This is a genomic window from Pseudoalteromonas sp. THAF3, from assembly GCF_009363775.1.
GTDB classification, from domain to species: domain Bacteria; phylum Pseudomonadota; class Gammaproteobacteria; order Enterobacterales; family Alteromonadaceae; genus Pseudoalteromonas; species Pseudoalteromonas ruthenica.
The window spans coordinates 1,871,461-1,898,035 of the sequence record NZ_CP045418.1 but is presented as its reverse complement, the minus strand read 5'-3'; the positions used below and the strand labels follow the sequence as shown (position 1 = coordinate 1,898,035).

Annotated in this window: 24 protein-coding genes, 1 tRNA gene and 1 pseudogene; 9 read left to right on the top strand and 17 right to left on the bottom strand. The window is 45.9% G+C overall.

Annotated features, from left to right (window positions below):
* Positions 1-7: 7 nt before the first annotated feature.
* A complete protein-coding gene (locus FIU82_RS08705; protein WP_349284443.1) occupies positions 8-493 on the bottom strand; it encodes an acyltransferase in 486 nt (161 codons plus the stop codon).
* Between the two features lie 523 nt (positions 494-1,016).
* Here FIU82_RS08705 and FIU82_RS08695 point away from each other — a divergent pair.
* From FIU82_RS08695 to FIU82_RS08675, 4 genes and pseudogenes are all read left to right on the top strand, one after another.
* Positions 1,017-3,143 (top strand): retron Eco8 family effector endonuclease, encoded by a 2,127-nt coding sequence (locus tag FIU82_RS08695; RefSeq protein WP_152440868.1) that lies wholly within the window; start codon positions 1,017-1,019, stop codon positions 3,141-3,143.
* A 111-nt stretch (positions 3,144-3,254) separates the two neighbouring features.
* Positions 3,255-4,289, top strand: coding sequence for a reverse transcriptase family protein (locus FIU82_RS08690; RefSeq protein WP_152440867.1), 1,035 nt, complete (start codon positions 3,255-3,257; stop codon positions 4,287-4,289).
* A gap of 1 nt (position 4,290) precedes the next feature.
* A complete protein-coding gene (locus tag FIU82_RS08685; protein ID WP_152440866.1) occupies positions 4,291-5,172 on the top strand; it encodes a DUF6602 domain-containing protein in 882 nt (293 codons plus the stop codon).
* A gap of 236 nt (positions 5,173-5,408) precedes the next feature.
* Positions 5,409-6,547, top strand: a pseudogene (locus FIU82_RS08675) (IS3 family transposase).
* An 897-nt stretch (positions 6,548-7,444) separates the two neighbouring features.
* On the opposite strand, the gene FIU82_RS08665 reads toward FIU82_RS08675, so the two are convergent.
* Positions 7,445-7,521, bottom strand: a tRNA-Pro gene (locus FIU82_RS08665).
* Between the two features lie 153 nt (positions 7,522-7,674).
* Positions 7,675-8,295, bottom strand: coding sequence for an arylesterase (locus FIU82_RS08660; RefSeq protein ID WP_152440865.1), 621 nt, complete (start codon positions 8,293-8,295; stop codon positions 7,675-7,677).
* Here FIU82_RS08660 and FIU82_RS08655 point away from each other — a divergent pair, their 5' ends adjacent.
* Positions 8,296-9,012 carry an ABC transporter ATP-binding protein gene (locus FIU82_RS08655; RefSeq protein ID WP_138587619.1) on the top strand — a complete coding sequence of 239 codons (717 nt, stop codon included), beginning with the start codon at positions 8,296-8,298 and terminating at the stop codon, positions 9,010-9,012. It begins immediately after the preceding gene.
* Complete coding sequence (locus FIU82_RS08650; protein ID WP_152440864.1) at positions 9,002-11,503, top strand: ABC transporter permease; 2,502 nt, start codon at positions 9,002-9,004, stop codon at positions 11,501-11,503. The genes FIU82_RS08655 and FIU82_RS08650 overlap by 11 nt, the downstream gene beginning before the upstream one ends.
* A 30-nt stretch (positions 11,504-11,533) precedes the next feature.
* Here the strand turns inward: FIU82_RS08650 and FIU82_RS08645 are convergent, their stop codons facing one another.
* On the bottom strand, positions 11,534-12,424 hold the full coding sequence (locus FIU82_RS08645) for a TIGR01777 family oxidoreductase (protein ID WP_152441483.1): 891 nt from the start codon (positions 12,422-12,424) through the stop codon (positions 11,534-11,536).
* A 157-nt stretch (positions 12,425-12,581) separates the two neighbouring features.
* On the opposite strand from FIU82_RS08645, the gene FIU82_RS08640 reads away from it, so the two are divergent.
* Positions 12,582-13,628, top strand: coding sequence for an AI-2E family transporter (locus FIU82_RS08640; protein WP_045978403.1), 1,047 nt, complete (start codon positions 12,582-12,584; stop codon positions 13,626-13,628).
* Here the strand turns inward: FIU82_RS08640 and FIU82_RS08635 are convergent.
* The 5 genes from FIU82_RS08635 to FIU82_RS08615 form a co-directional block, all read right to left on the bottom strand.
* Positions 13,625-14,035, bottom strand: a complete 411-nt coding sequence (locus tag FIU82_RS08635) for a lysozyme inhibitor LprI family protein (RefSeq protein ID WP_022943805.1) — start codon at positions 14,033-14,035, stop codon at positions 13,625-13,627. The two genes, FIU82_RS08640 and FIU82_RS08635, sit on opposite strands and share 4 nt — an antisense overlap.
* Before the next feature lie 7 nt (positions 14,036-14,042).
* Positions 14,043-15,380 carry an ATP-binding protein gene (locus FIU82_RS08630; protein WP_026110951.1) on the bottom strand — a complete coding sequence of 446 codons (1,338 nt, stop codon included), beginning with the start codon at positions 15,378-15,380 and terminating at the stop codon, positions 14,043-14,045.
* A complete protein-coding gene (locus tag FIU82_RS08625; RefSeq protein WP_022943803.1) occupies positions 15,374-16,048 on the bottom strand; it encodes a response regulator transcription factor in 675 nt (224 codons plus the stop codon). The genes FIU82_RS08630 and FIU82_RS08625 overlap by 7 nt, the downstream gene beginning before the upstream one ends.
* Complete coding sequence (locus FIU82_RS08620; protein WP_022943802.1) at positions 16,048-16,302, bottom strand: PepSY domain-containing protein; 255 nt, start codon at positions 16,300-16,302, stop codon at positions 16,048-16,050. The genes FIU82_RS08625 and FIU82_RS08620 overlap by 1 nt, the downstream gene beginning before the upstream one ends.
* A 100-nt stretch (positions 16,303-16,402) precedes the next feature.
* On the bottom strand, positions 16,403-16,705 hold the full coding sequence (locus tag FIU82_RS08615) for a YciI family protein (RefSeq protein ID WP_026110949.1): 303 nt from the start codon (positions 16,703-16,705) through the stop codon (positions 16,403-16,405).
* 171 nt (positions 16,706-16,876) lie between these two features.
* On the opposite strand from FIU82_RS08615, the gene FIU82_RS08610 reads away from it, so the two are divergent.
* A complete protein-coding gene (locus FIU82_RS08610; protein ID WP_152440863.1) occupies positions 16,877-18,301 on the top strand; it encodes a sodium-dependent transporter in 1,425 nt (474 codons plus the stop codon).
* Positions 18,302-18,321: 20 nt separating this feature from the next.
* Here the strand turns inward: FIU82_RS08610 and FIU82_RS08605 are convergent, their stop codons facing one another.
* Positions 18,322-18,960, bottom strand: a complete 639-nt coding sequence (locus FIU82_RS08605; RefSeq protein WP_152440862.1) for a CPBP family intramembrane glutamic endopeptidase — start codon at positions 18,958-18,960, stop codon at positions 18,322-18,324.
* A 59-nt stretch (positions 18,961-19,019) separates the two neighbouring features.
* The gene (locus tag FIU82_RS08600; RefSeq protein ID WP_053910389.1) at positions 19,020-19,601 is read right to left on the bottom strand and encodes an inner membrane-spanning protein YciB; all 582 of its coding nucleotides are present in this window, start codon (positions 19,599-19,601) and stop codon (positions 19,020-19,022) included.
* Between the two features lie 133 nt (positions 19,602-19,734).
* On the opposite strand from FIU82_RS08600, the gene FIU82_RS08595 reads away from it, so the two are divergent.
* Positions 19,735-20,013 carry an HU family DNA-binding protein gene (locus tag FIU82_RS08595; RefSeq protein ID WP_022943797.1) on the top strand — a complete coding sequence of 93 codons (279 nt, stop codon included), beginning with the start codon at positions 19,735-19,737 and terminating at the stop codon, positions 20,011-20,013.
* Here FIU82_RS08595 and trpA read toward each other — a convergent pair.
* From trpA to FIU82_RS08565, 6 genes are read right to left on the bottom strand one after another with little or no spacing between them, the layout of a single operon-like run.
* Positions 20,010-20,816: a tryptophan synthase subunit alpha gene (trpA, locus tag FIU82_RS08590; RefSeq protein ID WP_152440861.1), complete on the bottom strand. Its 807-nt coding sequence runs from the start codon at positions 20,814-20,816 to the stop codon at positions 20,010-20,012. The two genes, FIU82_RS08595 and trpA, sit on opposite strands and share 4 nt — an antisense overlap.
* Complete coding sequence (gene trpB / locus FIU82_RS08585; protein WP_045978473.1) at positions 20,813-22,000, bottom strand: tryptophan synthase subunit beta; 1,188 nt, start codon at positions 21,998-22,000, stop codon at positions 20,813-20,815. Before trpB ends, trpA begins: the two co-directional genes overlap by 4 nt.
* Before the next feature lie 7 nt (positions 22,001-22,007).
* The gene (gene trpCF, locus FIU82_RS08580) at positions 22,008-23,372 is read right to left on the bottom strand and encodes a bifunctional indole-3-glycerol-phosphate synthase TrpC/phosphoribosylanthranilate isomerase TrpF (RefSeq protein ID WP_152440860.1); all 1,365 of its coding nucleotides are present in this window, start codon (positions 23,370-23,372) and stop codon (positions 22,008-22,010) included.
* Positions 23,365-24,369: an anthranilate phosphoribosyltransferase gene (trpD, locus tag FIU82_RS08575; RefSeq protein ID WP_152440859.1), complete on the bottom strand. Its 1,005-nt coding sequence runs from the start codon at positions 24,367-24,369 to the stop codon at positions 23,365-23,367. The genes trpCF and trpD overlap by 8 nt, the downstream gene beginning before the upstream one ends.
* A gap of 3 nt (positions 24,370-24,372) precedes the next feature.
* Complete coding sequence (locus FIU82_RS08570; protein WP_152440858.1) at positions 24,373-24,963, bottom strand: aminodeoxychorismate/anthranilate synthase component II; 591 nt, start codon at positions 24,961-24,963, stop codon at positions 24,373-24,375.
* The gene (locus FIU82_RS08565; RefSeq protein ID WP_022943565.1) at positions 24,960-26,537 is read right to left on the bottom strand and encodes an anthranilate synthase component 1; all 1,578 of its coding nucleotides are present in this window, start codon (positions 26,535-26,537) and stop codon (positions 24,960-24,962) included. Before FIU82_RS08565 ends, FIU82_RS08570 begins: the two co-directional genes overlap by 4 nt.
* Positions 26,538-26,575: the final 38 nt, after the last annotated feature.

The following is a 26,575-nucleotide window of genomic DNA, read 5'->3' as shown; positions in this document are numbered from 1 at the left end:
TTCGACGTTAGACTGCCCAATGCTGAGCGAGTAGGTTTTCCAGAGCAAAAGTAACCATGAGCGATACGCCTAGCAAAAGAGCATTTGTCGTTGCTCGAACCAACCAAGGGGCGGCTGTATAGGAGAGCCTCTTGGGGGTTGATACTAATGCCAGTGCACCCATCAAGCCAAACCATGGAGTGAAAAACACAATTAGCTGCCATTTGATCAGGGAGACCGCTAAATCATGCAGCGCACCACTGAACAAAAACGTAATCCACACAGCCAACGCCTTAGGTAAGTAGATATTAAGAGGGCGCATAATATAACGCGACAAGTAATAGCCCCAGATGGGGTTCCAGTAGTGCCAAAAGGTCGCGAACGAGCCTGCTCCAAAGGCGCGATAAAGCATATTCCTCAATGAGTGCGTTGCCCCCATGGGCACGCCATTTGTTCTTTTTACATATTGGCGAAGTGACAGCATAAAGGCCTTTATCATAGAAATGATGAACATAGCCACGTACAAAGCGAGCTTGTGTGAACTAACATCAGCTCACAACCGATTGGTTCAAACTTACCATCAGTGCTGCTATGTGCCAATTTTAACTATTGTTTTATAAAGTTTTACGAGTTCGGCTATACACCTGCTATCTCCAGCTCAACACACATACCCAACAAATAGTCTGTTAGCCCTTAGACTAAGTGAAACCTGGTGAACAGGTACTGGGATTAAGCGGTTTATATTGTTTCTGGGCCCAGTTTAAAGGAAGTGGACACCACGACTTACAAAGAACAGTGGCTACATGTTTGGGTGATGATGATATTGGAACTGATCCTATTGTGGTTGAGAAGATACTTAACCACCAGTTGCAAGGGATGCGAAAGGTTTATAACTTGCAGGAGTATATGAAAAAGCGTGTAGAAGCCCTGAAAGCTTGGGGAAGCAAGCACTCAGAAGTTTTGTAAATTATTGATTTATTAGACGAAAGTGATAATGTTAGCTTGTTAATTCATAATGGTTAGTACTTAGGTTGCGAATGGGCATAAAACGTATTCAAATAAGAAATATTTTATCCTTTAAAGAAGCTGATATTTCAGGGCTTGAGCAAGTTACATGTTTACTCGGTAAAAACAATGCTGGTAAATCAAATTTACTCAAAGCTATCAGTTTTTTCTATAAAGCTTTGGAAGGTGTTAGATGTATTCCTTTGGAGTTGAATAGCAATTATGACTCATATGGTCAGATTTCGATTACATTTGATACATTTCATATTAATAAGCTTGTACACTCTTATAAAGCTCAGAAAAACCATTACTTCTCAAAGGTTAGATCCGCATTATTCCCAAGGGAAAAAAATATGTGGTTTAGCTTTTTTAGTACGGGAGAAAGGCCAAAGGAATATGATGAATTAACCTTAACCCTTAACATTCGAAATGATAGTAGTTATAGCTTCGAAGGCGGATCTAGCACATTACGAGAATTGATTTTAGATATATTCCCATTATTTGAAATTGACTCTAGACATTTGGAACTTCATGACTGGAATCACTTGTGGCAATTTTTAGGCAAATTACGCCCTTTTAACGCAGTTGAATTTCAAACCCAGTTTGAGAGCTTTTTAGAAGAGAGTGAACTTGAAACTTACAGAAAAAAAATTGATGAGATAAACAGGCTAAGTAGTACTATACCTTACAGGTATAGAGATAAAATAATGGCTTATTTAAAGGCTGGTTTGAAAGGCGATAAGTTTGAGTTTAATGGATTTGACTTGAGTAGAACTTCAGATGGAACAAATTCATACAACTATATCTTAACTGTGCTAAACCTTATTTCTGCTTTATCTAAAAGGACATATCAAACCCCAGTTATTTTTGTTGATGAGCCTGAGATAGGGTTGCACCCGAAAATGAGTGAAAAGCTTATTCATGAATTTCAATATAGACTTGAACAACTCTATACAAATAAAGAGGGAGAAAAACTGAAAACTTCTAGGCCAAAACTAATACTCTCGACCCATTCTCAAAATATTGTAAAACAAGTGATTAAAAGCTTTAATAATGAACATAAAGTGATTCACTTTTATAAAAAAAACACGGATTTCTCAACAAGTGTTTCCTATGCGAAATCTAAATTCGATGATTCGAATTTTATTTGTAACTTTGGAGATAATGAAGCGAGGCTTTTTTTTAGCTCATTTATACTATTTGTTGAAGGTCAGACAGAAAAAGAAGTTTTTGAAAATAACCATTTAATCAGAAAGTTCCCATGGCTTCTAGGTGTAGATGTCTACAAAGCTAGCGATGAAAAGGTTAGCAAAAAAATAACCCCCGATTTTATAAATACAAAAATACCATACAAGTTTCTCTTTGATGCAGATAAGGGAGTCAAAATTCACTATGATAAGAGTATAGGTGAAAATATATTAAAATTTGACCGATGTGGAAGCTCACTAGACTTAAGACCTATCGCCATAAAGAAAATAAAAGAACGCGCCTATATGTCTTATTCTTTAACAAAAAATGATACACCAAACTTAGCACGTGAAGTTTATCGCTTGGCTGGCAAAATCATTAGTTTGGATAAAGCCCCTATCTCGATCTGTCCTCTTCGATTGACTTGTAAGAAAAGCGATTTCTTATCTGATTTATTTTTTAGTATCAATAGAGTTCTAAGGGGACAAAATGTAATTGTACTAAGCACGACAATTGAAGGTGCATTAATTAATGAAAAGTCATTGAACTTATTCTTGAGTTGGTTAAGAACTAAGTGTGATGTTGATGAAATATATAAGAAAATTAATGAAGTTTCTTTTCTCAATAATAGTGCACTTACGCAATACTTAAGGATTGCATTTTCAGGCAAATCTGACACATTGGTAAAAATGAAAAAATTTAAAAGAAACGATACACCAACAACTCTCGTTGAGGATGAAGCCAAGAAAACAATGAAGTCCTTGGAAGCTATACTTAACTCCTCTGGGAACACCCACAAGACAAGCGGTTGGGTTTCTGACTTTTTGAACTATGCAATATTAGAACTTGAACATGAGTCTAAAGAGAGCAAATCTGAATTTGAGAAACTATTTCGAGTTTACTTCAAGGAGCTTTATGATACTCTTTCTCAGCTACGTTACGGTAGTTCAGAAGGGGAAAGCTTGCTTTAAAAGGTTGTCACCTTTCAAGCCCTTATTTACTAGCTCCATATGTCTAGTAGTTCGATTCTAAAATCCCACTAAAGTGGAACTTTGTAATTTGTACCGTAACGTAGCCAACTTATGAAATTATCTCAAAAAGAAATATTTAAAGCTCTCCAAGTTGAGTCAATAGACGATATCAAAAATATTAGTAGTGACTTTTCTTTTAAGGGTGGGTTTTATATTCCAAACGACCTGAAATATAAAACATCAAGTCAAAATCTAAGTAAGCTCTTTTCTAAACTTCCTTTAAGCTCTGCAGCAAAGGCATATCGTAAAAATCATTCTTACTTCGACTTTTTCAGGCCCCATTTAGGAGGAAAGTATTTTCTTAGATTGGATATAAAAGCGTTCTTTAATTCAATCAAAAGAGAGCAAATTGAAGACTTTCTTATTTCTCACCTAAAAGGTAAGAATGCATATGAGATTAAGTTTCTTGCTAAAAGGATTTCGTTTTTTCTTACTGTTGAAGCTGATAAAGACCAGATATTACCTATCGGTTTCCCAGCATCTCCTGCCATAGCAAACCTTGTTTTTAGGCCTTTAGACATTGCTATCGAAAAGCTATGCCAAGAAAAAAAAATCATATATTCTAGATATTCTGATGATCTTATGTTTTCAAGTGAGAATAGCTCAACAATCCATTCTAATTGGTTTGAATCTCAAATTTCATATATCATCAGTAAGCTAGATATGCGTTTGAACACAAGGAAAAGAATAGCTACTACAGACACAATATCCTTAAATGGTTATGTTATTTCTGGTGAAAGTCCAAATAAGAAAATTAGTTTTTCGAATCAAAGGCTAAGAATTTTAAAGAAGCTTATTCACTATAAAAAGGTTCGAAAGCTTCCAGATAAAGTGATTGCAAAAAAGTTGTTTCAAGATAATCTAAAAAGTTTGGATTCAAGTTTGAAATTTGCTAAAAAGGAAAGTTTTCTTGATACTTTCTGTAGAGATCAAGTGATTAACAAACTCAGAGGTTTTAGGTCTTACTTAATAAGCTTATTGAATTATGATGATCTCTACTCTTGTGTTCAAAGCGAACATAGGGAACATATCAGCAGTCTAACCGAAGAACTCAATACTATAATTTTAAGCTATGATAGAGGTTGATATGGATGGTGAAAGATTACGCCGTTACTGGTCTAAAGAAGTTGAAGCTCTATTGTTAACTTACAAGCAGTTTGAAACTCTTATTCCTGCACATGGAAAGCATGGGGCGGCTCATACCGGTGAAGATGGTCGATTTGTTGAAGACCTTTTGTCAGAGTACCTCAAAAAGTTTCTTCCTAATGGTATTGAGGTTTTGACAGGTTTTATTTTACGTCCAGCCGTAAAAACCGGGGGAAGTGGAAAGAAACGTAAATCTGATACAGATGAACACTCTTCTCAGTTAGATATTATTGTTTATGATTCTCAAAATTTTCCAATATTTCAAAGGTTTGGTAATAGCGTCATCGTACCTCCCGAAGGAGTGATTGGTATTATTTCAGTCAAAAAACATTTAAACGACGGTGACATTGAAAAGGAATGTAAAGCTTTGTACCAAGCTGCAAAGTTGTGTAGGTCTTTAGAGAGTTTGGGCTCTAAGACATCAGTTAGAGGACCTTTCCTCTCACTTGTATCTATGAAATCGAAGATCAAAAAGGCTGACCCAGATACGATAGAATGGATTTTTAGGCGTATGCAAAGTGTATATTCCGTTGGGGAACGCCCCAAATATGACTATCTAGTAAATTACATTGGCTCACTTTCTGATTTCAGCATCCACAAGAAAAAATCTAAGCTTGAAAGAGGAGAGCTTTCAGCAAAGTACATCGCTTTTAATCATACAGAGAATGAGCTTCACCTAGGACTGCAATATCTTTTGAGTGGACTATTGTCCGTTTATTATGACGAAACTCGGAGAAATATCGCAAGGCCAGGGTTTACTTCTTTTCCAGCCAAAGACATTGAAATGTCTTTGGGAGAGATAATATGTAGTACAGAGAGGTAAAATGCTCTGAGCCTAATTAAGATAAACTAAAATTATCTCAGACCTAAAATGGCCCATTTTCTGTGAAATGGTCTCTAAGACCTTTTCATACTTATGCCCCAAGCTTTTCGGTTCAAACATTTGCTCTTGAGCATAACTATGTCTAAGACCGTGAGCGCCAGTTGAAAATAATAAAGCGCGGCTTGAGGCTGTCCACTTTCCCTAAACTGAGACAGACATAATTAGAGTTTTCTGTAATGATTAACGCAGGAGACGACTATGAAAAAACACGCTATACAAAGTCTCAGATCATCGTAGTATTAAAAGAAGCCGATGCGGGTAGGAAGGTTGAGGAAGTGTGCCGTCAGCAAGGTATCAGCAGTGCAACCTATTACAACTGGAAGTCCAAATACGGTGGGATGGAAGCCTCTGACGTCAAACGGTTGAAGGAGCTTGAAGAGGAAAATGCCAAGCTTAAGAAAATGTTTGCAGATGTCAGTTTGGAAAATCATGCGATTAAGGAGCTTTTCGAAAAAAAGGGGTTGGTGACAGCGGATAAACTAGAATGCGTCAGCGTATTCGTTGGTCCGGGGCTAATTATCGTAAGGGTTTGTCTGTTTGTTGGCATGGGCCGTTGGCCGTTCGACCTTTTATCGCCCTGAACGAGACTGGTTTAAAGCAAATGCTGCTGTTATTGATGCTATCAATGCCGTGCTTGAAAAGTTGCCAAGAGCAGGCTTCTGGAGTTGTTTTGGCCGAATGCGCTTTAAAGGTTTTCCCTTCAAACATAAACGCGTTTATCGCGTGTATTGCCAGATGGAGTTGAATCTAAAACGAAGAACGAAACGTGTGCTACCCAAACGAATTGCTCAGCCCTTAGAAGTGCAGGAGCAAGCCAACCACAAATGGGCGCTCGATTTTATGCACGACATATTGTATTGCGGTAAACGATTCAGAACGTTGAATGTGGTGGACGAAGGAACGCGAGAGTGCCTTGCAATTGAGGTAGATACCTCGTTGCCCGCTGGCCGTGTCGTACGCGTGTTAGAATAGCTTAAGGCTGAGCGCAGATTACCGAGTCAGCTGCGCGTAGAATGGCCCAGAGTTAATATCAGCTACCCTGACTGATTGGTGCGAGGCTAATCAGTCAGGGTAGCTGATGTATATCCAGCCTGGCAAGCCGCAGCAAAATGGCTTAGTTGAACGCTTTAACGGTTCATTCCGAAGAGAGCTTCTTGATGCCTACTTGTTTGAGAATCTCAGCCAAGTGCGAGATATGGTTTGGTTCTGCCTATTGGATTATAACGGAGAACGAACCCATGAAAGTCTCGGAAATCTGCCGCCGGCAGCTTACCGAGCAAAACTGGAAAATTATCATTTAGAACTGTGTCATTAACGGGAAAGTGGACAGAATCAGACCACTTTTTTCCGCCAGCGATGTCGTAACGCTGAAGATAATTTATTTTTCTGTCCACTACAGTGATTGGCTGAGACAAGCGTTGTAGCTCCAACTTATCGGCAAGAGTAGCTGGAATACCTACACAAAAGATGGTTGTTGAAACTATTAAGTACAGTTAAGAGGCTATGGAGGGCTGTACTCAAAGAATGTGACGATTATGCTTCCAAAATCACATAAACCCAGTGTCGTATAGTGCTCCATGCAGAATGCTTAGACTATCTGGGAAAGTGAAGTTTTTTCTTTTCTTATTAAAAGGATCTAAATAGTTGTACGGCTCACGAACAGCATACAAAGGGTTGTGGTAAACTTGTATATATAGGACTCGATGACGCTTTGAGGCTTTAAATACAGCATAAACTTCGCTCTCAAAGACCATATTGATACTATCGAACGAATACTCGAATGGATGCTCATGCATATCAGGTACTTCAGGGAGAATGATAGTTCTTGAGCAAGATAGTATCAATAAACAGCTGAACACCTTTGCCTCTAACAATTGGCTGTGTTCTAGGGGCGGGAGCAACAAGATCTACCCGGTACTTAGCCTTTCTTGATATTGCCATGACATCAGATCCCTCAATGAATCCATTCAATATGTCTAACATTACACGAGAGTGAAAAATACCTTAGCCCTAATGACAATTGTATGTAGGTGTCCTCCTATATATGCCCCCAGTATGGGTATGGTGAGAAAAATAATTAGGTTTAGCCAGTAAAATATTTAAGGAGGTATTGGTGCGATAAATATGCGATATAGATTTAAATAACTAAGCAGTTAAGTGCGAAAAAGTTGATTATGGAAAGATGTAACTTATTGAATAGGGGGGAGAAGAATGGTCGGCATAGCAGGATTTGAACCTGCGACCCCTGACACCCCATGACAGTGCGCTACCAGGCTGCGCTATATGCCGACTTGGATTGCAATAGTACGGAAATATTTTGTAAATGCAAGCATCGGCTGATGCGTTTGCTTATAAAACGTTCATATTCGCCGATTTAATTACAAAAAAGAAAAAAGCGCTAATTTTCAGCGCTTTTGTTGAGTTATTTTGGTGTATCAGAGGCTATTTGTTCAGCCAGTTACTGATTTGTGTTTTCATAATATCCCGTAGGATCGGCTGCGCTTCAGCATTAGGGTGAATGTTATCGTTTTGCATTAATTCACCGTTGGTCGCCACTTGCTCTACAAAAAAGGGCATTAAGGTCACTTGCTTTTCCTTGGCCACATCAACAAAGCTTTGCTCGAATAATTCGGTATAACGGCGGCCATAATTGGGTGGAATACGAATTTGCATTAACGCCACCTCAGCACCGGCCTCTCGGCTTTTATCTATTAGTGCTTGCAGGTTGGCTTTCATTTTAGTGACGGGAAAACCACGTAAGCCGTCGTTCCCGCCAAGCTCAATGAGCACATGGGTAGGGGTGTGCTCTTTAAGAGTCGCATCAAGGCGGCGCAATGCTCCCCCTGTGGTTTCACCGCTTATACTGGCATTAATCAGGGTAGTGGGCGTATTTTGTTGTTCGTACGTATCTTGTAACAATTGCACCCAGCCTTGGTGTTGTTTTAACCCATAGGCTGCGCTTAAGCTGTCACCTAGGACAAGTATCTGATTGTCAGCCCAAGCGAATAATGGTTTAGTGACAAGCAGTAAGACGATAAAAACACGTAGGATTGAAGCACTCATATGTCAGCGTTATCTCAATTAAATATTATTCAAGTCAAAGAATTAACTAAGTCCGTTAATACGCTTGACGGCGATTTAACGATCCTCAGCGACATTACCTTTAATGTCAAGCCAGGCGAGTCGGTGGCCATTGTTGGCGCCTCGGGCTCGGGTAAATCCACATTGTTGAGCTTGTTAGCAGGGCTTGATGTGGCAAGCTCGGGAAGCATTACCTTAGATGGTGATGCTTTGGAGCAACTGGACGAAGAAGGGCGCGCGGCCTTGCGTGCGCAAAAAGTCGGGTTTGTATTCCAATCCTTTATGCTGGTGCAAAGCCTCAGTGCACTTGAGAATGTGATGTTGCCAGCTGAGCTTGCTAACCAAAATGATGCCAAAGAGCAGGCGTTGGCGCTGTTGGAGAAGGTCGGTTTGAGTCATCGCGTTGAGCATTACCCTTCGCAGCTTTCGGGTGGTGAACAGCAGCGAGTTGCTATCGCACGTGCCTTTATTGGTACGCCGCAAATCCTGTTTGCTGATGAGCCTTCGGCAAACTTAGATAGTAAAAACGGTAAAATGATTGAAGAGCTGTTGTTTGAGCTTAACCAACAGCAAGGCACCACGCTGGTGCTGGTTACACACGATGAAGCACTGGCACAGCGATGCGACCGTATTTTGCACATCGAAGGCGGCAGTCTAACCGAACTGAGTGAGCCGAAGGAGCAGGTCAATGTGGGCTAAATTGGCATTTAGACTGTTTTTGAGAGAGCTGCGCCGAGGCGAGCTCACGGTGATATGTGCAGCCATTGCGTTGGCAGTGATGACGGTGTTGACCTTGTCCTCGGTAACTGACCGTATTGGTCAGGCCATTTTGCAAAAATCCAACGCTTTTATCGCTGCCGATAGAGCGCTGGCCAGTAACCATGCGTTGCCAGATGAATACCGCCAGCAAGCACAGAAAATGGGCTTGAAAACGGCGCAGCTTACGTTTTTCGATACCATGCTCTTTGCCAATGACCGCATGCAACTGGCGGCAATAAAAGCAGCGTCATCAGCCTATCCTCTTAAAGGTGACCTACTCATTAAAAGCGATTTTGATGCCCAAGAGCAAGTGGCCGAGGGCGGTCCTAAAGAGGGCAACGTTTGGCTCAATGAAACGGTGATGTATTCATTGGATCTGCAAGTGGGCGATGAGGTTGAGTTAGGTGCTGCCACCTTTACCGTTAGCCATATTTTGAGCGAAGAACCGGATGCGCCGTTCAATATTTTCTCTGGCAGTCGCCGGGTGTTGCTTAATGAAGCAGATATCGCCAAAACTGAGGTGATCCAACCGGGGAGTCGGGTGTTCTACCGTCAACTCTATGCTGGCGACGGTGACGATGTCGAAGCGTTCTATCAATGGCTAAAGCCTCAACTGGCCGAAAACCAACGTTGGTATGGGGTGAAAGACAGGCAGTCGCCCATAGCTAATTCGCTAGAGCGTTCGGAGCGCTTTTTACTGTTGGCAGGTCTGTTGGGCATTATTCTCGCGGCAGTGGCTATTGCGGTATCAGCAAAGCGTTATTGCGAGCGCCAATACGACCCAGTGGCAATGATGAAAACCTTAGGCGGGGCTCGTGCACAAATACGCGCCATTTATTTGCTGCACTTGTCACTGGTGTGTGGTTTTTCACTGCTAATTGGCCTTGCTGTAGGCTATTCGCTGCAGCACGTGGCCGCCGACTATATGGCTAAAAGTATGGATATTAGCCTGCCGCCCGCGTCGCTGCGCCCGTGGTTAAGTGCGGTATTCATCGGGGTTGTGTGCGCGGTGATGTTTTCTATTAAGCCGCTGCTCGATCTATTTGATATTCCGCCGTTACGGGTATTGCGTCGAAACCTCGGTGACAGGTTGGTGGTGAGCAAAATCCACCTCGCGCTCTCGGCGTTGACGGTTTTTGGGTTAATGTGGTTATTCAGCGGTAAAATCAAAATTACCCTAATCTTATTCGCCTCATCGGCCCTTGTGGTGGTGGTGCTGTTTGTCGCCTCAAAAGTGATTTTTGGCACAGGGCGAAAGCTCGGTCTCAGCCCCGGTAACAGTTGGTCTTTAGCGCTGGCGTCAATTCAAAAGCGGGCTAATGCCAATGCCGTGCAATTAATCAGCTTTGCGCTGGCGATTAAGCTGTTACTGTTTCTCATTGTGCTTAAAAATGACATGATCAATGACTGGCAATCGCAATTACCAGCGGATGCCCCTAATGCGTTTCTTGTTAATATTAGCGAGCAAGAAAAACAGCCCGTTGCTGATTATCTCGCGACTAATAACATTGAGGTGTCGCGCTTTTACCCGACCATTCGTGGGCGCGTCAATGCCGTTAATGGCGAGAAAGTCGCGCGAGAGGTGTCATTAGAGGATAACGAGAAAAAGGATGAAGAAGCACGCTCTGGCGTGGGCCGTGAGCTGAACTTGACGTGGGTTCGCGATATGCCAAGCCATAACACCCTAACCAAAGGGCAGTGGTTTACAGAGCAAAGCCAAGGGGAAGTCTCTATTGAGCAATCAATGGCTGAGCGGTTGGAGATTCAACTGGGCGATACCATTACCTTTTTAATCGGCTCGCAAAGCTTTGATGCCGAGGTTACCAGCTTTCGTGAAGTGAATTGGTCCACCCTAAAACCAAACTTCTTTATGATCCTAAGCCCAGACTTGCTCGCTGAATTCCCGGCAACCTATATTGCGGCAGCACGTATTGATGATGGCGAAAATAAAGCCTTTACTCAGCTATTGCGGCAGTATCCCACCATTACGGCTATCGATGTCGACAACTTTGTCGAACAAATTCGCTCAACCATCGAGCAGGTGTCGTTAGCCATAGGGTTTGTGCTGGCAATCGTGGTGGTCTGTGGTGCCTTGGTATTAATTTCGCAAGTCCAGGCGAGCTTGGGTGAGCGGATGCAAGAGGTCGTTATTTTACGCACCTTGGGAGCGCGCGGAAAGTTGATCCGAGGAGCCACCTTGTATGAATTCTTACTACTGGGGTTGATAGCTGGCGTAGTTGCCGCCTTAGTGAGCGATGTGGCGCTTTTCATTGTGCAGAGACAGTTATTTGAGCTACCTGGAAAGTTCCACCCTGATATATGGTTCATCGGGCCCGTAGCGGGTGCTTTGTTTGTGGCACTATTAGGGTACACTATGATAGCGCGAACACTCAACAAGAACACCAGTGGTTTGCTACGCAAACTGATGTAGACAAAAAGGCCGCTTTAACAAGCGGCTTTTTTAATTGCGGTTAAGGAGTTGAGCCAGGGCAGGTTTGAGTTCGGGGTGGCGAAAGCGAAAGCCCTCGTCTATCAGCCGCTGGGGTTGAACATTTTGCCCATAGAGCAATAAATCGGCCATTTCTCCCATCATCAGCCGTAATGCAAAAGCGGGCATGCGCACGATGGCAGGGCGGCGCAGTACTTCAGCGAGCGTTTTAGAGAATTCCTCATTATTGACGGGCTTAGGCGCGGTGGCGTTGATGGCGCCGCTAATATGATCGTATTTTATTAGGTACATAATTAGCTGCACCATGTCATCAAGGTGGATCCAGGACATGTATTGTTGGCCATCTCCTATGGGGCCACCGAGGCCAAAGCGAAATGCGGGGAGCATTTTTCCTAAGGCACCGCCTTGGGCACTTAGCACAATACCGGTACGCAGTAAGCACACACGGGTTTGTGCTTTGCTTGCAGCTGCCTCCCAGTCGCGACAAAGCTGGTGGCTAAATTCATCATAGCAGTGGCTGAAGTCTTCGGTGATCTCCACATCTCCTTGGCGGCCGTAATAGCCAATGGCGCTGCCCGATATTAGTGCCTTTGGTTTGTTGTCTGCGGCATTTATCTTGGCCACGATAGCTTCGGTGGTATTGAGTCGGGAGTCGTAGATACGCTTTTTTTGTTGCTCGCTCCAACGCTTATTAACGATGGGCTCACCGGCGAGATTGATCACGATATCGACATTATTAAAATCAACCTCATCCAAGCTTTGGATGGCTTCAATACGATGACCCAACTTTATGTACGCCCGTGAGGGGGAGCGAGTGAGTACCGTAACCCTATGGTGGTTAAGTAAATGCTTGTATAGTTCGCTACCTATGAGCCCTGTGGCTCCGGTGATCAAGATATGCATGGGTGCCATCGTGTTGCTAATTCACTTTGTTTCTAGTTTAGTTCAAATACTACGAAACTGGCGAATTTAAGATCATTTCCTATGGCCAATCAATGGTTTATTTTCAAACGTATCTCACCTAAACTAGCATCACTTGTCTGCTTTAAGGAAACGAACTGTGCCCAGCTTCACTGGAGCGAGTAAAAGCCTCCTAGTTATGGCCGCCTTGGTGGTGGTTTTGGCAGGGGTGAAAACCGCAAGCGCCTTGGTGGTGCCTTTTATTCTATCGGTATTCATTGCCATCATCTGCAACCCTTTGATTGATACTTTAGGTCGCTACCGAATTCCCAAAGGCGTGGCAGTGAGCATTGTTATACTGCTGGTGGTCGCCGTCCTTTTGAGTATTGGCGGCTTGGTAGGGCAGTCGGTGAATGATTTCTCGCAAAACCTGCCGCAGTATAAAGAGCAATTAAAGAAAGAGTTTGTGTGGGCGGTGAACACGTTAGCGCAATACAATATTTTCCTAAATAAAGAGCAACTGATCTCAATGTTTGACCCTGGGAAAATGATTGATGTAGCCACCAACATGTTAACTGGGCTAGGCGGGGTGATGGCTAACCTGTTTTTAATCATCATTACCGTGGTGTTTATGTTATTTGAAGGACCCAGTATTAGTCGCAAAATTCACTTAGCGTTAGATGACCCAGATATGAAAATGGCGCAAATAGACCGTTTTCTTGAGTCCATTAACTCGTATTTGGCGATTAAAACCTTAGTTAGCTTAGCGACAGGCTTTTTAGCGACCATGTTATTGTGGGCGCTGGACGTCGACTACTTTATTTTGTGGGGCGTGGTTGCCTTTATGTTTAACTACATTCCCAATATCGGCTCTATTATCGCCGCTGTGCCGCCGGTATTGCTGGCTTTGATCACGCAAAACCCATTGACTGCGGCTTTTGTGGGCATGGGATACTTAGTCATCAATGCGGTGATGGGCAACGTGGTCGAGCCTAAATTTATGGGTCGGGGATTAGGCTTATCGACCTTAGTGGTGTTTTTATCGTTAATCTTTTGGGGCTGGTTATTGGGCACAGTGGGTATGCTGCTGTCTGTGCCTTTGACTATGGTGGTGAAAATAGCCCTAGAAGAGAGCGAAGAAGGACGCTGGCTTGCCACCTTACTTGGCGCCGACGTAGACGACGCTAAGCAAAGTGACCAAGGTTAATCCAGTGGTACGCGATAACTGTCGATACGCTGCTCAATAAGCCGTAACTCACAATGTTTATACGCCATCGCCGCAGCCGCAGCGTCGGGCATCACACGCAGATAACGCCACCGACAGCTGTCTTCAAGATAGCTGTCAAAGCTCTGCTGCGAGCGTAAATAAATATCCAATGGCTGAGTGATCCCCGATTGCTTAGCGAAGTTTTCGAGCTGCAGCTGACGCTTATTCTGCCACGCAGTCAAATCTCGACGCAGAAGCTCTAACTGGCGGTCAAGACATTGGATATAGTCACGACGACTATCGGGTGTTTCGCCTACCGGCGCGCATTGCGCAATTTCATTAGCATCAACAGTATTGAACAAACAGGCGCCGAGGCCAATGGTTAACACAAAAAAGTGACGTTTCATAATGACGTTAGGTTATCTCTTGGTAATCAAACTCAAGCATAAAGCGAGCGCCGCCCAAGGGGCTGTCGTCAATGCTTAAAATACCATGATAGCCGTTTACGAGATCAGCGACAATGGCCATACCCACACCGTGGCCGCTTTCATAGCTATCAAGGCGGGTACCACGCTGCAACAGCAACTCACGCTTCTCCTCAGGCACGCCAGGACCATCGTCTTCAATCATCAGTTTAAGACGCTTCTTACGTTGCTCGACCTTTAAACTCACCTGCGAGACACAGGCTTTACAGGCGTTATCAATGAGGTTGCCAAGCAGTTCCATTAAATCGGTTTTATCGCCCAAGAAAAAGTGTTTGTCGCTCACATCGACACTGAATTCGATGTCTTTATCACGATACACTTTACTCATGGCATTGAAGATAGAATCTGCTACCGGCTTAATATGCGTTTGTTTTTTCCATGTATCGGACGCACCCGTGGCTGCGCGCTTTAATTGGTGTTCGATCATCACATTGATGCGGTCCAACTGCTCTTGGGCATCGTCATCGCTGGCCATAGGGCTTGACTTAAGTACAGCCAAGGGGGTTTTCAGGGCGTGGGCAAGGTCACTTAAAGACGCGCGATAACGCTCTTTTTGCCGTTGCTGTGACTCCAACAGTAGGTTCAAATCGGCTTTTATATTTTGCAGCTCAACAGGGTAGTTGCCTTTGATACGCGTGCCTTCGCCCGATTCAATGGCTTTTATCTCTTTATCTAAGCGATGTAATGGACGAGAGTTCCAGATAAAGCCGATGATCATCAACACGGTGATCACCACACCCATAATTAACATCCAGTTTATTGATGTCTCCTTAAACCCTTCCATCAGCCTTAATAAACCATCGTTACTTTTAACCACAATGAAGCGGGCTTCAATGGTTTGGTCGAGATTCGCGAGGATCCCAGTGAGTGACAGTTGCCAGTATTTGCGACCATTGACGGTCACGAGGCGAAAATCCGCTTTACCGGTTTCGGTGATCACTAAGTCCGGTTTGTAATCAATATTTAAGGCGGACTCACTTTGCCAGACTCGCTCGTTGCCATTATAAATCATGGCATAGGTGTCTGATGTGACGCGGTTCAGCTCGGGGGCAAGAATACTGCGTGGCATTTCTACACCACGCTCACTGTATTCAACTTCAGATATTAATGAGTATAAATGCGCTTCGAGGGTTTTTTCAGTGGCCTCCACTAATGAGGCACGATACGCGTTGCCAATCGAAGCAAATAAAATAGGCATGGCTACGATCAACAAAAAGACAAGGATAAATCCTTGTCTTATTTTCAGTGAAACTTGATTTCCTACCACTGGGTGCGCAGCCTGTATCCTCGCCCACGTAGGGTCTCAACGGGGTTCAGGGTGCCTTCTGGGTCCAGTTTCTTGCGCAGACGCAGGACAAATACTTCTATCACGTTAGAGTCGAGATCAAAGTCTTGGTCGTAAATGTGCTCGGTCAATTCCGATTTAGAAATCACTTTTTGTGGATTCACCATCAGATATTCCAACACTTTATATTCGTAAGCGGTCAGGTTGAGCTCGCGCTCTTCTACCCATACCTGCTGCGAGCGTGTATGAATACGGATTGGGCCGTTTTCAATTTCAGGGTTAGCCTGACCCGCACTGCGACGAATTAATGCGTTACAACGAGCGATTAACTCTTCCACATGAAATGGCTTGGTAAGGTAATCGTCGGCACCGGCATCGAGGCCTTCGACCTTATCTTGCCAGCGATCGCGCGCAGTCAAAATTAAGATAGGGATGTCGACACCATTTTTACGGGCTTGTCTGATAAGCTCAATACCATCAATTTTTGGTAAGCCTAAATCAACCACCGCCATATCCAGTGGGTATTCACAAATATGGAAAAGGCCCGCTTCTCCATCATTGCACAAATCAACGCTGTAGCGCTCTTTTTCTAGGGCACTACGCAGGTTATCTGCCAAATGTAAGTCGTCTTCAATTACTAGTATGCGCATTAATTATTTTCCTTCTCTACCTGCCCGGTGCGTTTTGAGACGCTGACGTCAACCACACGGCCCTTGGGCTTTAATATACGAACAATAAACTTTTCCCTTTGTTCAGATATCTTTAACACTTTACCGTTTTCGGCTTCTTTGGCAATTGCCACTGCCTGCTTTTTATCAATGTCTTTGGGGGGCGTTGAGCCAGCCTGGGCCACTGACGTGGCTAAAACAAAAGCAGTAAATATAGCGGCTATATATTTAAGCATGGTTCAAAGAACTCCCAATTGATCTTTCGTTGCGCAACATACACTGCACTTGCAGCGGCAATGTCGCAAGCATACAAAAAATCAATTAACCTTTACTGAATTACGCTGGAAGCACCTTCTTGAAGGGCTTGACTACTGAGTTTTCATATACACCAGCGGCGATATAGGGGTCATCAGCGGCCCATTCCCGTGCATCTTCTAAGGATGCAAATTCAGCTACGACTAATGAGCCCGTAAAGCCAGCTCCACCCGGGTCGTTACTGTCCGTCGCTGGAAGTGGTCCGGCAAGGTGTAAGCGCCCTTGGTGCTGTAACTCTTGCAAGCGTGCAAGATGCGCTGGACGCGCCTTAAGACGCTGCTCGAGCGAATTTTCCACATCGGTGGAATAAATCATGTACAACATAATAATAACCAAGTACTTGGTATCGATTACATTTATGATAGCCAGCAATGATAGGCGTTGTAAATTAATATCGTTGTTTAAATGGGACCGCGCCCACCAGCAGTCGTTAAAGCTTGAAAAGCTTTGTTTAACACTGGTAGAGTCGGGTTAAAACAATAACAAGGTTTTTCTATGAGCGAAAAACGTGAACATTTTAGCTCTCGCTTGGGCTTTATTCTTGCTGCTGCAGGCTCTGCGGTAGGTATTGGCAACCTCGTTGGGTTTCCCGTTTCGGCCACCAAAAACGGCGGTGGTGCCTTTCTTTTAGTTTATGCACTGTTTGTGGCGTTTATTTGTTTGCCAGTCATGATGGCGGAAATGGCAATGGGCCGAAAAGCGCAAAAAGACCCTTATGGTGCATACAAAACACTGTCGGATAATTCACCGCGCTGGCGCGGTGCAGGAATTCTTGCGGTACTGACGCCGTTTATGATTGCGGTGTTTTACATGGTCATTACGGTGTGGATTTTCGGTTATCTGGCACAAACAGCCATGGGCAACCTTGATGCGCTTGCCGACCCCGGTAACTTTGGCCGCTTCATTAATGAATACAGTATTTTTGGCTACATGGTGGTGGTCGCCATTGTGGTTAACTTAATCCTGGTCGGTGGCGTTAAAGAGGGCATTGAAAAGGCTGCGAAGTTCTTAATGCCAGCCCTTTTTGTGCTGCTCATCGGTTTGGTTGCCTATGTATTGACCTTGGATAATGCTATGGCGGGTGTGCGTTATTATGTGGTCCCGGATTTCTCCAAAATGAATGCCAGCGTACTCAATGGTGCCTTATCACAAGCGTTTTTCTCGCTGTCGTTAGGGATGGGGATTTTGATGACCTACGCGTCCTACATCTCGAAAAAGGATGATATTGTTGGTGGCGCAAAGATGGTCGCCATCACCGATTCACTGGTGGCTTTTACCGCTGGCTTAATGGTGTTGCCAGCCATTTTTAGCTTTAATCCGGATACTGACCCAAGCCAACTCTCAGAGTCGTCGGTGTCGATGATATTTGTTTATTTACCGAAGATTCTTTTGGCACTGCAAACCGATATTGGTTATATGGGCGCGTCTATGGTGGCGTTTGTATTTTTCTTGTTGGTGTTTTTCGCTGCCATTACGTCGTTGGTGTCGATTGTAGAGGTGCCCACAGCAACGCTTATTGAGGAAAAGGGCTACAGCCGCAAAAAAGCGCTGTTAGTTTTAGCTGGCGCTATCGGCTTACTCACCATTGGCTGTACCGTATCATTTGGCATGGTCGATTGGTTGACTCAGTTCACCCACTACGGTGATGCTGATAAGAGCTTCTTTGATGTGGTTTATGACGTGTTTTATGACACCATTTTACCTCTTAATGGCTTGATGGTGTGTTTGTTTGTTATGTATCGTTGGAAGAAGGCGCGTTTGAATGATGAGCTTTTGCAAGGCTGCGCTAGTTACGAAGGCAGCTTCATGCAAAAGTACGTGAATTTCTCACTATCAACCTTTATCCCAGCGATTTTGCTGTTGATTTTCATCAATACTGTGGCAACCAAGTTTTTCGCCATCAGTATCTTCGGCTTTTAATTCGCCGGTCGGGGGCTAGCCTAAATAGCCCCCGAATCTAAATAACTGCCAAGTCCCAGAGTAAACATCCACAACCCCCACAAACTATGTTCCAGTACACACACAAGTGTGGAGCGTGAGTGCGCATAGGTATAAGAAAACAATAGCCCACCGCAAAACGACAATACTATCGCAACCCAATTCCCATAAACCATGTGTGCCAAGGAAAATACGCTGGCACTTAACCAAATACGCCAAGTTTTGCTAGGAATGATGGGCTTATAGCGGTGAAAGAAATAGGTGCGAAAAATCAGCTCTTGTGGCAACACAGAGAGCAGCGGGTATAACACCAGTAGCATTAACCAGCTCAATGGTGATTGCAGCGGGTAGCTAAACCAGTTTTCCTGATTGAGAATGCCATAGAGCACACCCGAGAATAATGCTCCGGTGAGAAAAAACGTGGCAATGCGCTTACGCACTGCTGAGAACTGCCCCATGGATGTGATGCGAAAGCGTTTAAAGTGGGGATCGGTAAGCAGAATAAAACAGCATACGGTAGTCAGGGTGATCAACGCAGGGATCAGCCAGTTATGCAAATACTCGCGCATCAGCAAGCCGGCAACCGGCAATAGGATAAAGATACAGAACAGTTCTAGCCAGCGATACTGCGCGTTATTCAATGTTTCAGCCCATTGCTACACTCAATATGTACTCAGTGTAGCAGGGCTGTACGACAGCTTTATGACTCTTCTTCAGGAAAGTAAGGGTAAAGACGCATAATCGTGGCAATAATAGCCACAAAGGTGATGCCGATAAGGCCGAACACTTTGAAGTTTACCCAAAAGTCGAGCGAGAAATTGTAGGCAACATAAATGTTGAGCACTGCAATAACGGCAAATAAAATAACCCAGAAAATGTTTAACTGCTCCCAAATCCGCTCTGGTACCGCAATCTCTTGGCCTTGCTCACCGCCTTGCTTCTCTTCTACCGACTTGAGTAACCCAGTGAGTGCCTTTTGCACTAGGTTCTTTTTGAAAAACAGCCGTGCGGCTAATAACACCACCGCTAACAGCGCATAAATGAAGGTGGCCTTCCATTGGATAAAATGCTCATCTCGAAACAGAATAGTCATGGTTCCTAACACCAGGGCGATAGCGAAAAACACCCAATGACGCTTAGCAATATGGCCCTCTTTAAAATAGCCATAAGCAAGCTGCAGGGCACTGGTGCCGATTAATACGCCCGTCGCCCAGTAGATATCAACGAGTTTATAAACAGCGAAAAATAAAATTAGCGGAATGTATTCAATTAAAGTACTCATTCACGACGTCCATTACATTAGGTAGCAGCCGTTTTACCAGTATCTGAGAGCAAGCTCAAGGATCAGTGCGACATTGACATTTTCATTGTCGCCTTTTAGGCTGCGCGGCTTTGAGTTTTCAGTAGGTAGCACCGTGAACAAAAAGCAACTAATTGACGCCATGCATGGGCGCAGTGGATTAACTAAGCAACAATCTGCGGCAGCGTTAACATCGCTCATTGAGGCGATAACGCGGTCTTTACACGAAGGGGATGCGGTATTTATACCTAAGTTTGGTAACTTTTCGCTTAGCTATCATCCGGCGAAACGCGGTCGTAACCCGCAAACAGGGGAGGAAATAGAAATAGCAGGGCAAAATAAAGTGGCCTTCAAATGCGCCAAGGCATTAAAAGACCACATACAGCCAGGCTAACCCTTGGTCGCCTCTTTCATGGCGATAGTAAACACTTTCAGCTCTTCACACATGGCCTCTGGGTGGTCCAGGTTGGCGGCAATAATTTTTACCACGGCGGAGCCACTGATAGCCCCCGCAGCACCACTGCTCAGGGCTTGGCTCACATCATCCGGAGTGCTAATACCAAAGCCAAGCAACGCAGGTGCGGCATGATATTCTTTTAGCTTGGCAATCATCGAATCTGCTGGCATTTGCGCTTTGGTTTCAGTGCCCGTGACGCCTGCTCGGGAGAGCAAGTAGGTGTAACCGCGCCCGTAAGAGGCGCACTGTCGAAGGGTGTCATCATCGGCATTGGGGGTGGCGATAAAAATCGGCTCAATGCCGGTTTCAGTGGCCGCTTGACGGAACATTTTCGACTCATGTAAGGGCACATCGGCGACCAAGATTGAGTCTACCCCAGCGTCTTTGGCTTGTTGGTAAAACTGCTGCGGTCCACGGGCTAATACCAAGTTAGAATACAGTAGTAAACCAATTGGAATATCTGCGTTATAGGCACGAATTTCGCGAATGATGTCAAAGCAATCATCGGTGCTAATGTTCGCCTCTAAGGCGCGAATATTAGCAGCTTGAATCACCGGGCCATCGGCAATTGGATCGGAGTAGGGGATGCCCAACTCTAATGCGTCGGCACCGCCATCAATCAGGCTTTTAATAATGGCAATACTTTGTGCTTTACCTGGATCGCCCAAGGTCACAAAGGGCACAAACGCGCCTTCATTGCTCTCGGCGAGGTTGGCGAAGGTGGTGGCATAACGACTCATGATATATCTCCTTTAGCAGCAAGCACTTGATGCACATGGGCCAAGTCTTTGTCACCTCGGCCGCTGAGGTTTACAACAATAATACACTCTTCACTTTGTTGCTCCGCGTACTGGAGGGCATAGGCCAGTGCGTGGCTCGACTCAAGTGCCGGTATAATGCCCTCATGGCGTGCCAGCGCCTTAAATGCATCCAGCGCTTCATCATCGGTGATACCCACATATTGGGCGCGGCCGCTTTCATGCAGATGCGCGTGCTGAGGCCCCACTGCGGGGTAGTCTAAGCCTGCCGATACTGAGTAGGACTCTTCAATTTGGCCTTGTTCGGTTTGCATGATGTAGGTGTAAGCGCCATGCAAAATTCCTTTGCTGCCACGACATAAGGTCGCGCCATGTTCACCGCTATCAAGGCCCTTACCTGCGGGTTCAACGCCGATCAGCTTGACGCTCGGCTCATCAATGAAATCGGTGAACATGCCAATGGCGTTAGAGCCGCCGCCGACACAAGCAATGACCGCATCGGGTAAACGTCCTTCGGTTTCCAGAACCTGTTGTTTGGCTTCTTCACCAATCATTTTTTGGAACTCGCGCACCACCGTTGGGAAAGGGTGTGGTCCGGCAGCGGTACCAAGCAGATAGTGCGCCGTTTTATAATTCGCTGACCAGTCACGCAGCGCTTCGTTCACGGCGTCTTTCAAGGTGCCAGAGCCGGCGGTAACAGGTATCACTTCAGCGCCCATCAAGCGCATACGAAATACATTAGGCTGCTGGCGCTCGACGTCTTTAGCGCCCATATAAATGCGGCACTTTAAACCCAACAGCGCACAGGCTAAAGCCGTAGCCACACCGTGCTGACCAGCACCGGTCTCAGCGATGACTTCCTCTTTGCCCATGCGTTTGGTGAGCAAGGCCTGGCCCAACACTTGGTTGGTTTTATGGGCGCCACCGTGAAGTAAATCCTCACGCTTAAGATACAGTTTGACCTTGGGGTTTTTCACCAAGTTACGCGTTAATGTTAAAGGTGTCGGACGGCCGGCATATTCATTGAGCAAAGAGTGAAACTCTTTCTCAAAAAGCGGGTCGTGTTGTGATTTATTAAACTCGGCTTCTAGCTGTTTAAGCGCCGGCACCAAAAGCTCCGGCACAAACATGCCGCCAAAATCGCCAAAATAGGCTGAATTACTCATAACCACCTCAATAATTCCGAATTGCCGCAAAGGCAGCATTAATTTTCTGTGTACATTTTTTACCGGGTGCGGTTTCTACGCCGGAATTAATATCCAGCCCGGTTGCGTTGTGTGCTAAAGCGTCAGCAATATTGCCAGGGGTCAAGCCGCCTGCCAGCATGAAAGGGGGTTCAGCCTGCGCCAGCAGTTGCCAGTTAAATTGCTCACCGGTGCCACCTTTCGCTTGTTTGCTATACGTGTCATAGAGAATACGGTCGACGCCCGCGAGCGCTTTAGGCAGCTGTGTAGCCACCGCTTGTGCTTTCCAAATTTGGCACGATAACGGCAGCGCTTGGCGTAATGACTGAATATAATGCTCATCCTCCCCTCCATGCAGCTGCACGGCAGCCAGTTTTAATCGCGTGGCATAGTCGCTGACTTGCGCAATCGGTGCGTCAACGAAAACCCCTACGTAATGCAGCGGCGCACTATCAACAATGGCCTTGGCGCAATCAATGTCAACATAGCGGGGTGAGCCTGGATAGAAAATCAGGCCACCATAATAGGCACCAGCTTGGTATACCGCTTGTGCATCCTGTGAGCGCGTAAGACCACAGACTTTATGCTCGCCAAAAATTAAGGCGCGACAAGCGCTTTCAATATCAGCCTGGGCCATAATAGAACTGCCAACCAGAAACCCGTCACACAAGGTGCTTAAGCGCTGCACGTCTTTATGGCTGTAAATGCCCGACTCAGAAATCACCACTTTATCACTGGGGATCAATTGGCGAAGCCGTTCAGTGGTCGCCAAATCGGTCGATAAGTCGCGTAAGTCACGGTTATTGATACCGATGATCTCGGCGTTCAACGCCAGCGCCCGAGTTACTTCCTGCTCATTGCTCACCTCAGTTAATACATCCATATTCAGTGACTTAGCCAGTTTGCTAAGCGCCGTGTAGGTGTCGTCATCAAGCACTGAGAGCATCAATAAAATAGCATCACCGCCGTGTAAACGAGCCAAATAAACTTGATAAGGGTCGATAAAGAAATCTTTGCAAATCAGTGGCTGGCTGACTTTCTGTCGTACCTGGGTTAAGTAGTCAAAATGGCCTTGAAAGTACTTTTCGTCGGTCAGCACACTAATACAGCTGGCGTACTTTTTATAGACGGCAGTGATTTCATCCAGGTTAAATACATCGCGAATAAGCCCTTTTGAGGGCGATGCCTTTTTGCATTCCAGAATAAAGCTCGTTGGGCTCTGTTTCAGGGCACGATAAAAATCACGGTCGCTCGCAGTGATGTCGTCAATAAAACTCGCTAACGGTTGCGTGCGTTGACGCTGCGCTACCTCATGGCGTTTATCGGCAACAATTTTTTCTAATACATTAGCCATGACTTACCTCAATGATGGTATCAAGCGTGCGTTGTGCTTGCTGGGATTGTAAAACGTCTTGAACCTGCGCGCTGGCCTCTTTGAAATTAGCCGCTTTGCCGGTCAATACTAATAACGCTGCGACATTGATCACCACCGCACTGGTGTGCGCTGGCTCTCCTTGGCCGCTTAAAATCGCCCGCGTGGCATTGGCGTTGTAGTCTGGCCCCTGACCACTGAGTTGCGCAAGTGAATAGTTTGCAAGTCCGAAGTCACTGGGGTTTAAGGTGTACTCATGCAGTCGCCCTTGGTTGAGTTCAACCACTCGAGTCTCACCGTGTAAGGCGATTTCATCGGTGCCGGCACCATGGACGACCATCGCCCGTTTGCATCCTAAGGTTTGCAGGGTCTTTGCCATAGGTAAGCATAAGGCAGGGTCGTACACCCCGAGTAATTGATAATCCGGTGCCGCCGGGTTAGCAAGCGGCCCGAGAATATTAAACAGGGTTCGTGTTTTAAGGGTGGTACGCACCGCCATCGCGTGCTTGACCCCTTGGTGGTAAAGCGGAGCGAACAAAAACGCAAAGCCGGTTTGCTCTAGCATCGCGGCGGCTTGCTCTGGGCTCATGTCGATATTGATACCCAGGCTTTGTAACAAATCAGACGACCCTGAGTTACTCGATACACTGCGGTTACCATGTTTAACCATATTAATTCCACAGGCGGCGGCTACAAGCGCTGCCGTGGTGCTGATATTAATAGTGTTGGCACCATCACCACCGGTGCCACAGGCATCGACCAAGTGTTGCGCCGAGGTGTTAAAGGGTAGGGCATTGGCGCGCATAGCGGCGGCGGCCCCGGCAATCTCGTCGGCGCATTCACCCTTAATTTTCAGCGCGGTAAGCATGGCCGACAGGGTGATATCATCAATCTCGCCGCGCATTACGCTATCGAACAGTTGCTGTGACTCTGCAAAGGTTAAGTCCTGCTGCTGATACAGCTTATTCATTACATCCATGAGTTACCCCTGTGCTGTTAAATATTCAAGGCTTTGCTGCAATAGTTGCGCGCCATGAGGAGTTAGAATCGACTCTGGGTGAAACTGATAGCCAAGCACCTTATCTTGATGCTGACACACAGCCATCGGCATGCCCTGGTACTGCGCGATAATCGCTAATTGCTCGCTTACCTTGGTTGCCACTAAGGAATGGTAACGGGCCACCACAAGGTGCTCGCCAAAACCATTAAAAGCGGGGTGAGGCGTTAAGCTAATGGTGGATGATTTACCATGCACCGTTTGCTGGGCATGGCCAATTTCACCCCCATACGCCAGCGTTAATGCTTGTTGCCCGAGACAAATCCCAAGCATCGGGAAACGTCCCCGACACAGGTCAATGAGCGCCATTAAACATCCCGCGCTGTCGGGCGCGCCGGGCCCGGGGGACAGCACGAGCACCACCGGCTGGGTTTCTGCGCACATGCGCTCGAATATGACTTCCGCCGCCACGGTATTGCGATACACCACCAACTCTTGGCGCAACTGCGCAAATTCATCCACCAAGTTATAACTGAAAGAGTCTTCGTTATCTAAGAAGTAAATCTTATAATTCATGCGTTTGTTGCTCCTTGGCTGGTGGCGATAGCGCGCAGTACGGCGCCGGCTTTTGCGCGAGTCTCATCGGCTTCACTTTGCGGGTCTGAGTCATAAACCACCCCAGCACCGGCTTGCACATGGGCCAGGCCATCTTTGACAAAAGCACTGCGGATAACAATACAGGAGTCCATGGCTCCCTCACCCGTGAGATAGCCGACGGCACCGCCATAGCTGCCTCGGCGTTTCTTTTCTACTTCACGAATTAAGCGTGCAGCGCTGACCTTGGGGGCGCCAACTAAAGTGCCCATATTCATGCAGGCCGAGTAAGCGTGCAGTGCATCAAGGTCTTCTTTTAACTGTCCTACCACCCGCGAAACAAGGTGCATGACATGGGAGTATCTATCGACTTTGAGTAGCTCTTTAACGTGACGCGTGCCGGCCTGGCTGATACGAGCTACGTCGTTACGCGCTAAATCGACAAGCATGATGTGCTCGGCGCGCTCTTTGCCATCATTGCGCAAATCGAGCTCGATGCGCGAATCGAGGTCTAAATTTAAACGTCCATCGGCATGTTTACCACGCGGGCGCGTGCCCGCTATCGGGTACACCTCAACTTGATTGCTCTGGGCGCAGTATTTTAAGGCCGATTCAGGCGAGGCGCCGAACAGCGTAAAATCTTGGTCGCGCAAATAGAACATATAGGGGCTGGGGTTTTGTGTTTTCAGCTGTGCATAGGCCGCTAATGGCTGTTGGCAAGGCAGAGTAAAGGTTCGTGAAGGCACCACCTGAAAAATATCACCATCGATAATATGTTGCTTTAGTTGGCTAACCTGCGCCTTGAAGTCTTCGTCACTGATATCGACACTGGCTTCTACAGGCTGCGCCGTTGCCTGCGGTGCTGGTAGTACCTCCACATCATCACAGAGGGTGTTTAAGCGTTCGACTTTTTGTCCTACCTCAAAGCAATTAGCATGCACTTGCGGGCCATTGAACACGTTACCGATAATTTCAGTGCTCTGTGCTTGGTGATCAACCACCACTAGGGTTTCAGCAAGGTAAAAAACATAGTCTGGGCAGCTGTTATCTTTTGCCTCGACGGCGGGCAGTTGCTCAACATTCGCGACCATGTCGTAGCCCATTACGCCGCCTAAGAAAATGGCAAACGGATTGTCAGAGTTGTTGCTGATGCGATTAATGCACTGACGTAGGGTATCGAAGGCGTTGGCTGCTTTGAGCTTGGCATGCTCATCTAAGTCGCCGGCCACGGGCGGGTAGCTGATTTGCAAGGTGGTGTTATCGAGTGTGGTGGTGCCGGCATCAATGTGGCGCTGCAAGTAAGGCAGCAGTTGCGCGCCGTTATTGGATAGCGCGACGACACTGACCTCGCTGCCGTTACACTCTATGCGCAATGCGCTATCAACTAATACGATACTTTTTAAATTGGCTTTGGAGTCTATTTCTGCGGACTCCAGTAACAGGCTATTATCGGTATCGAGCTTGGCGAATAGGCTCAGCGCAGAGGGGATGTAGTCTCGCCGCTGGCTAATGCTGGTCACCTGACCGGGCTCGGTCGAGATGTGGCTAAAAATCATAAAAAGTCCTCATTCCCAAAATGTATTGCCATCGGTTT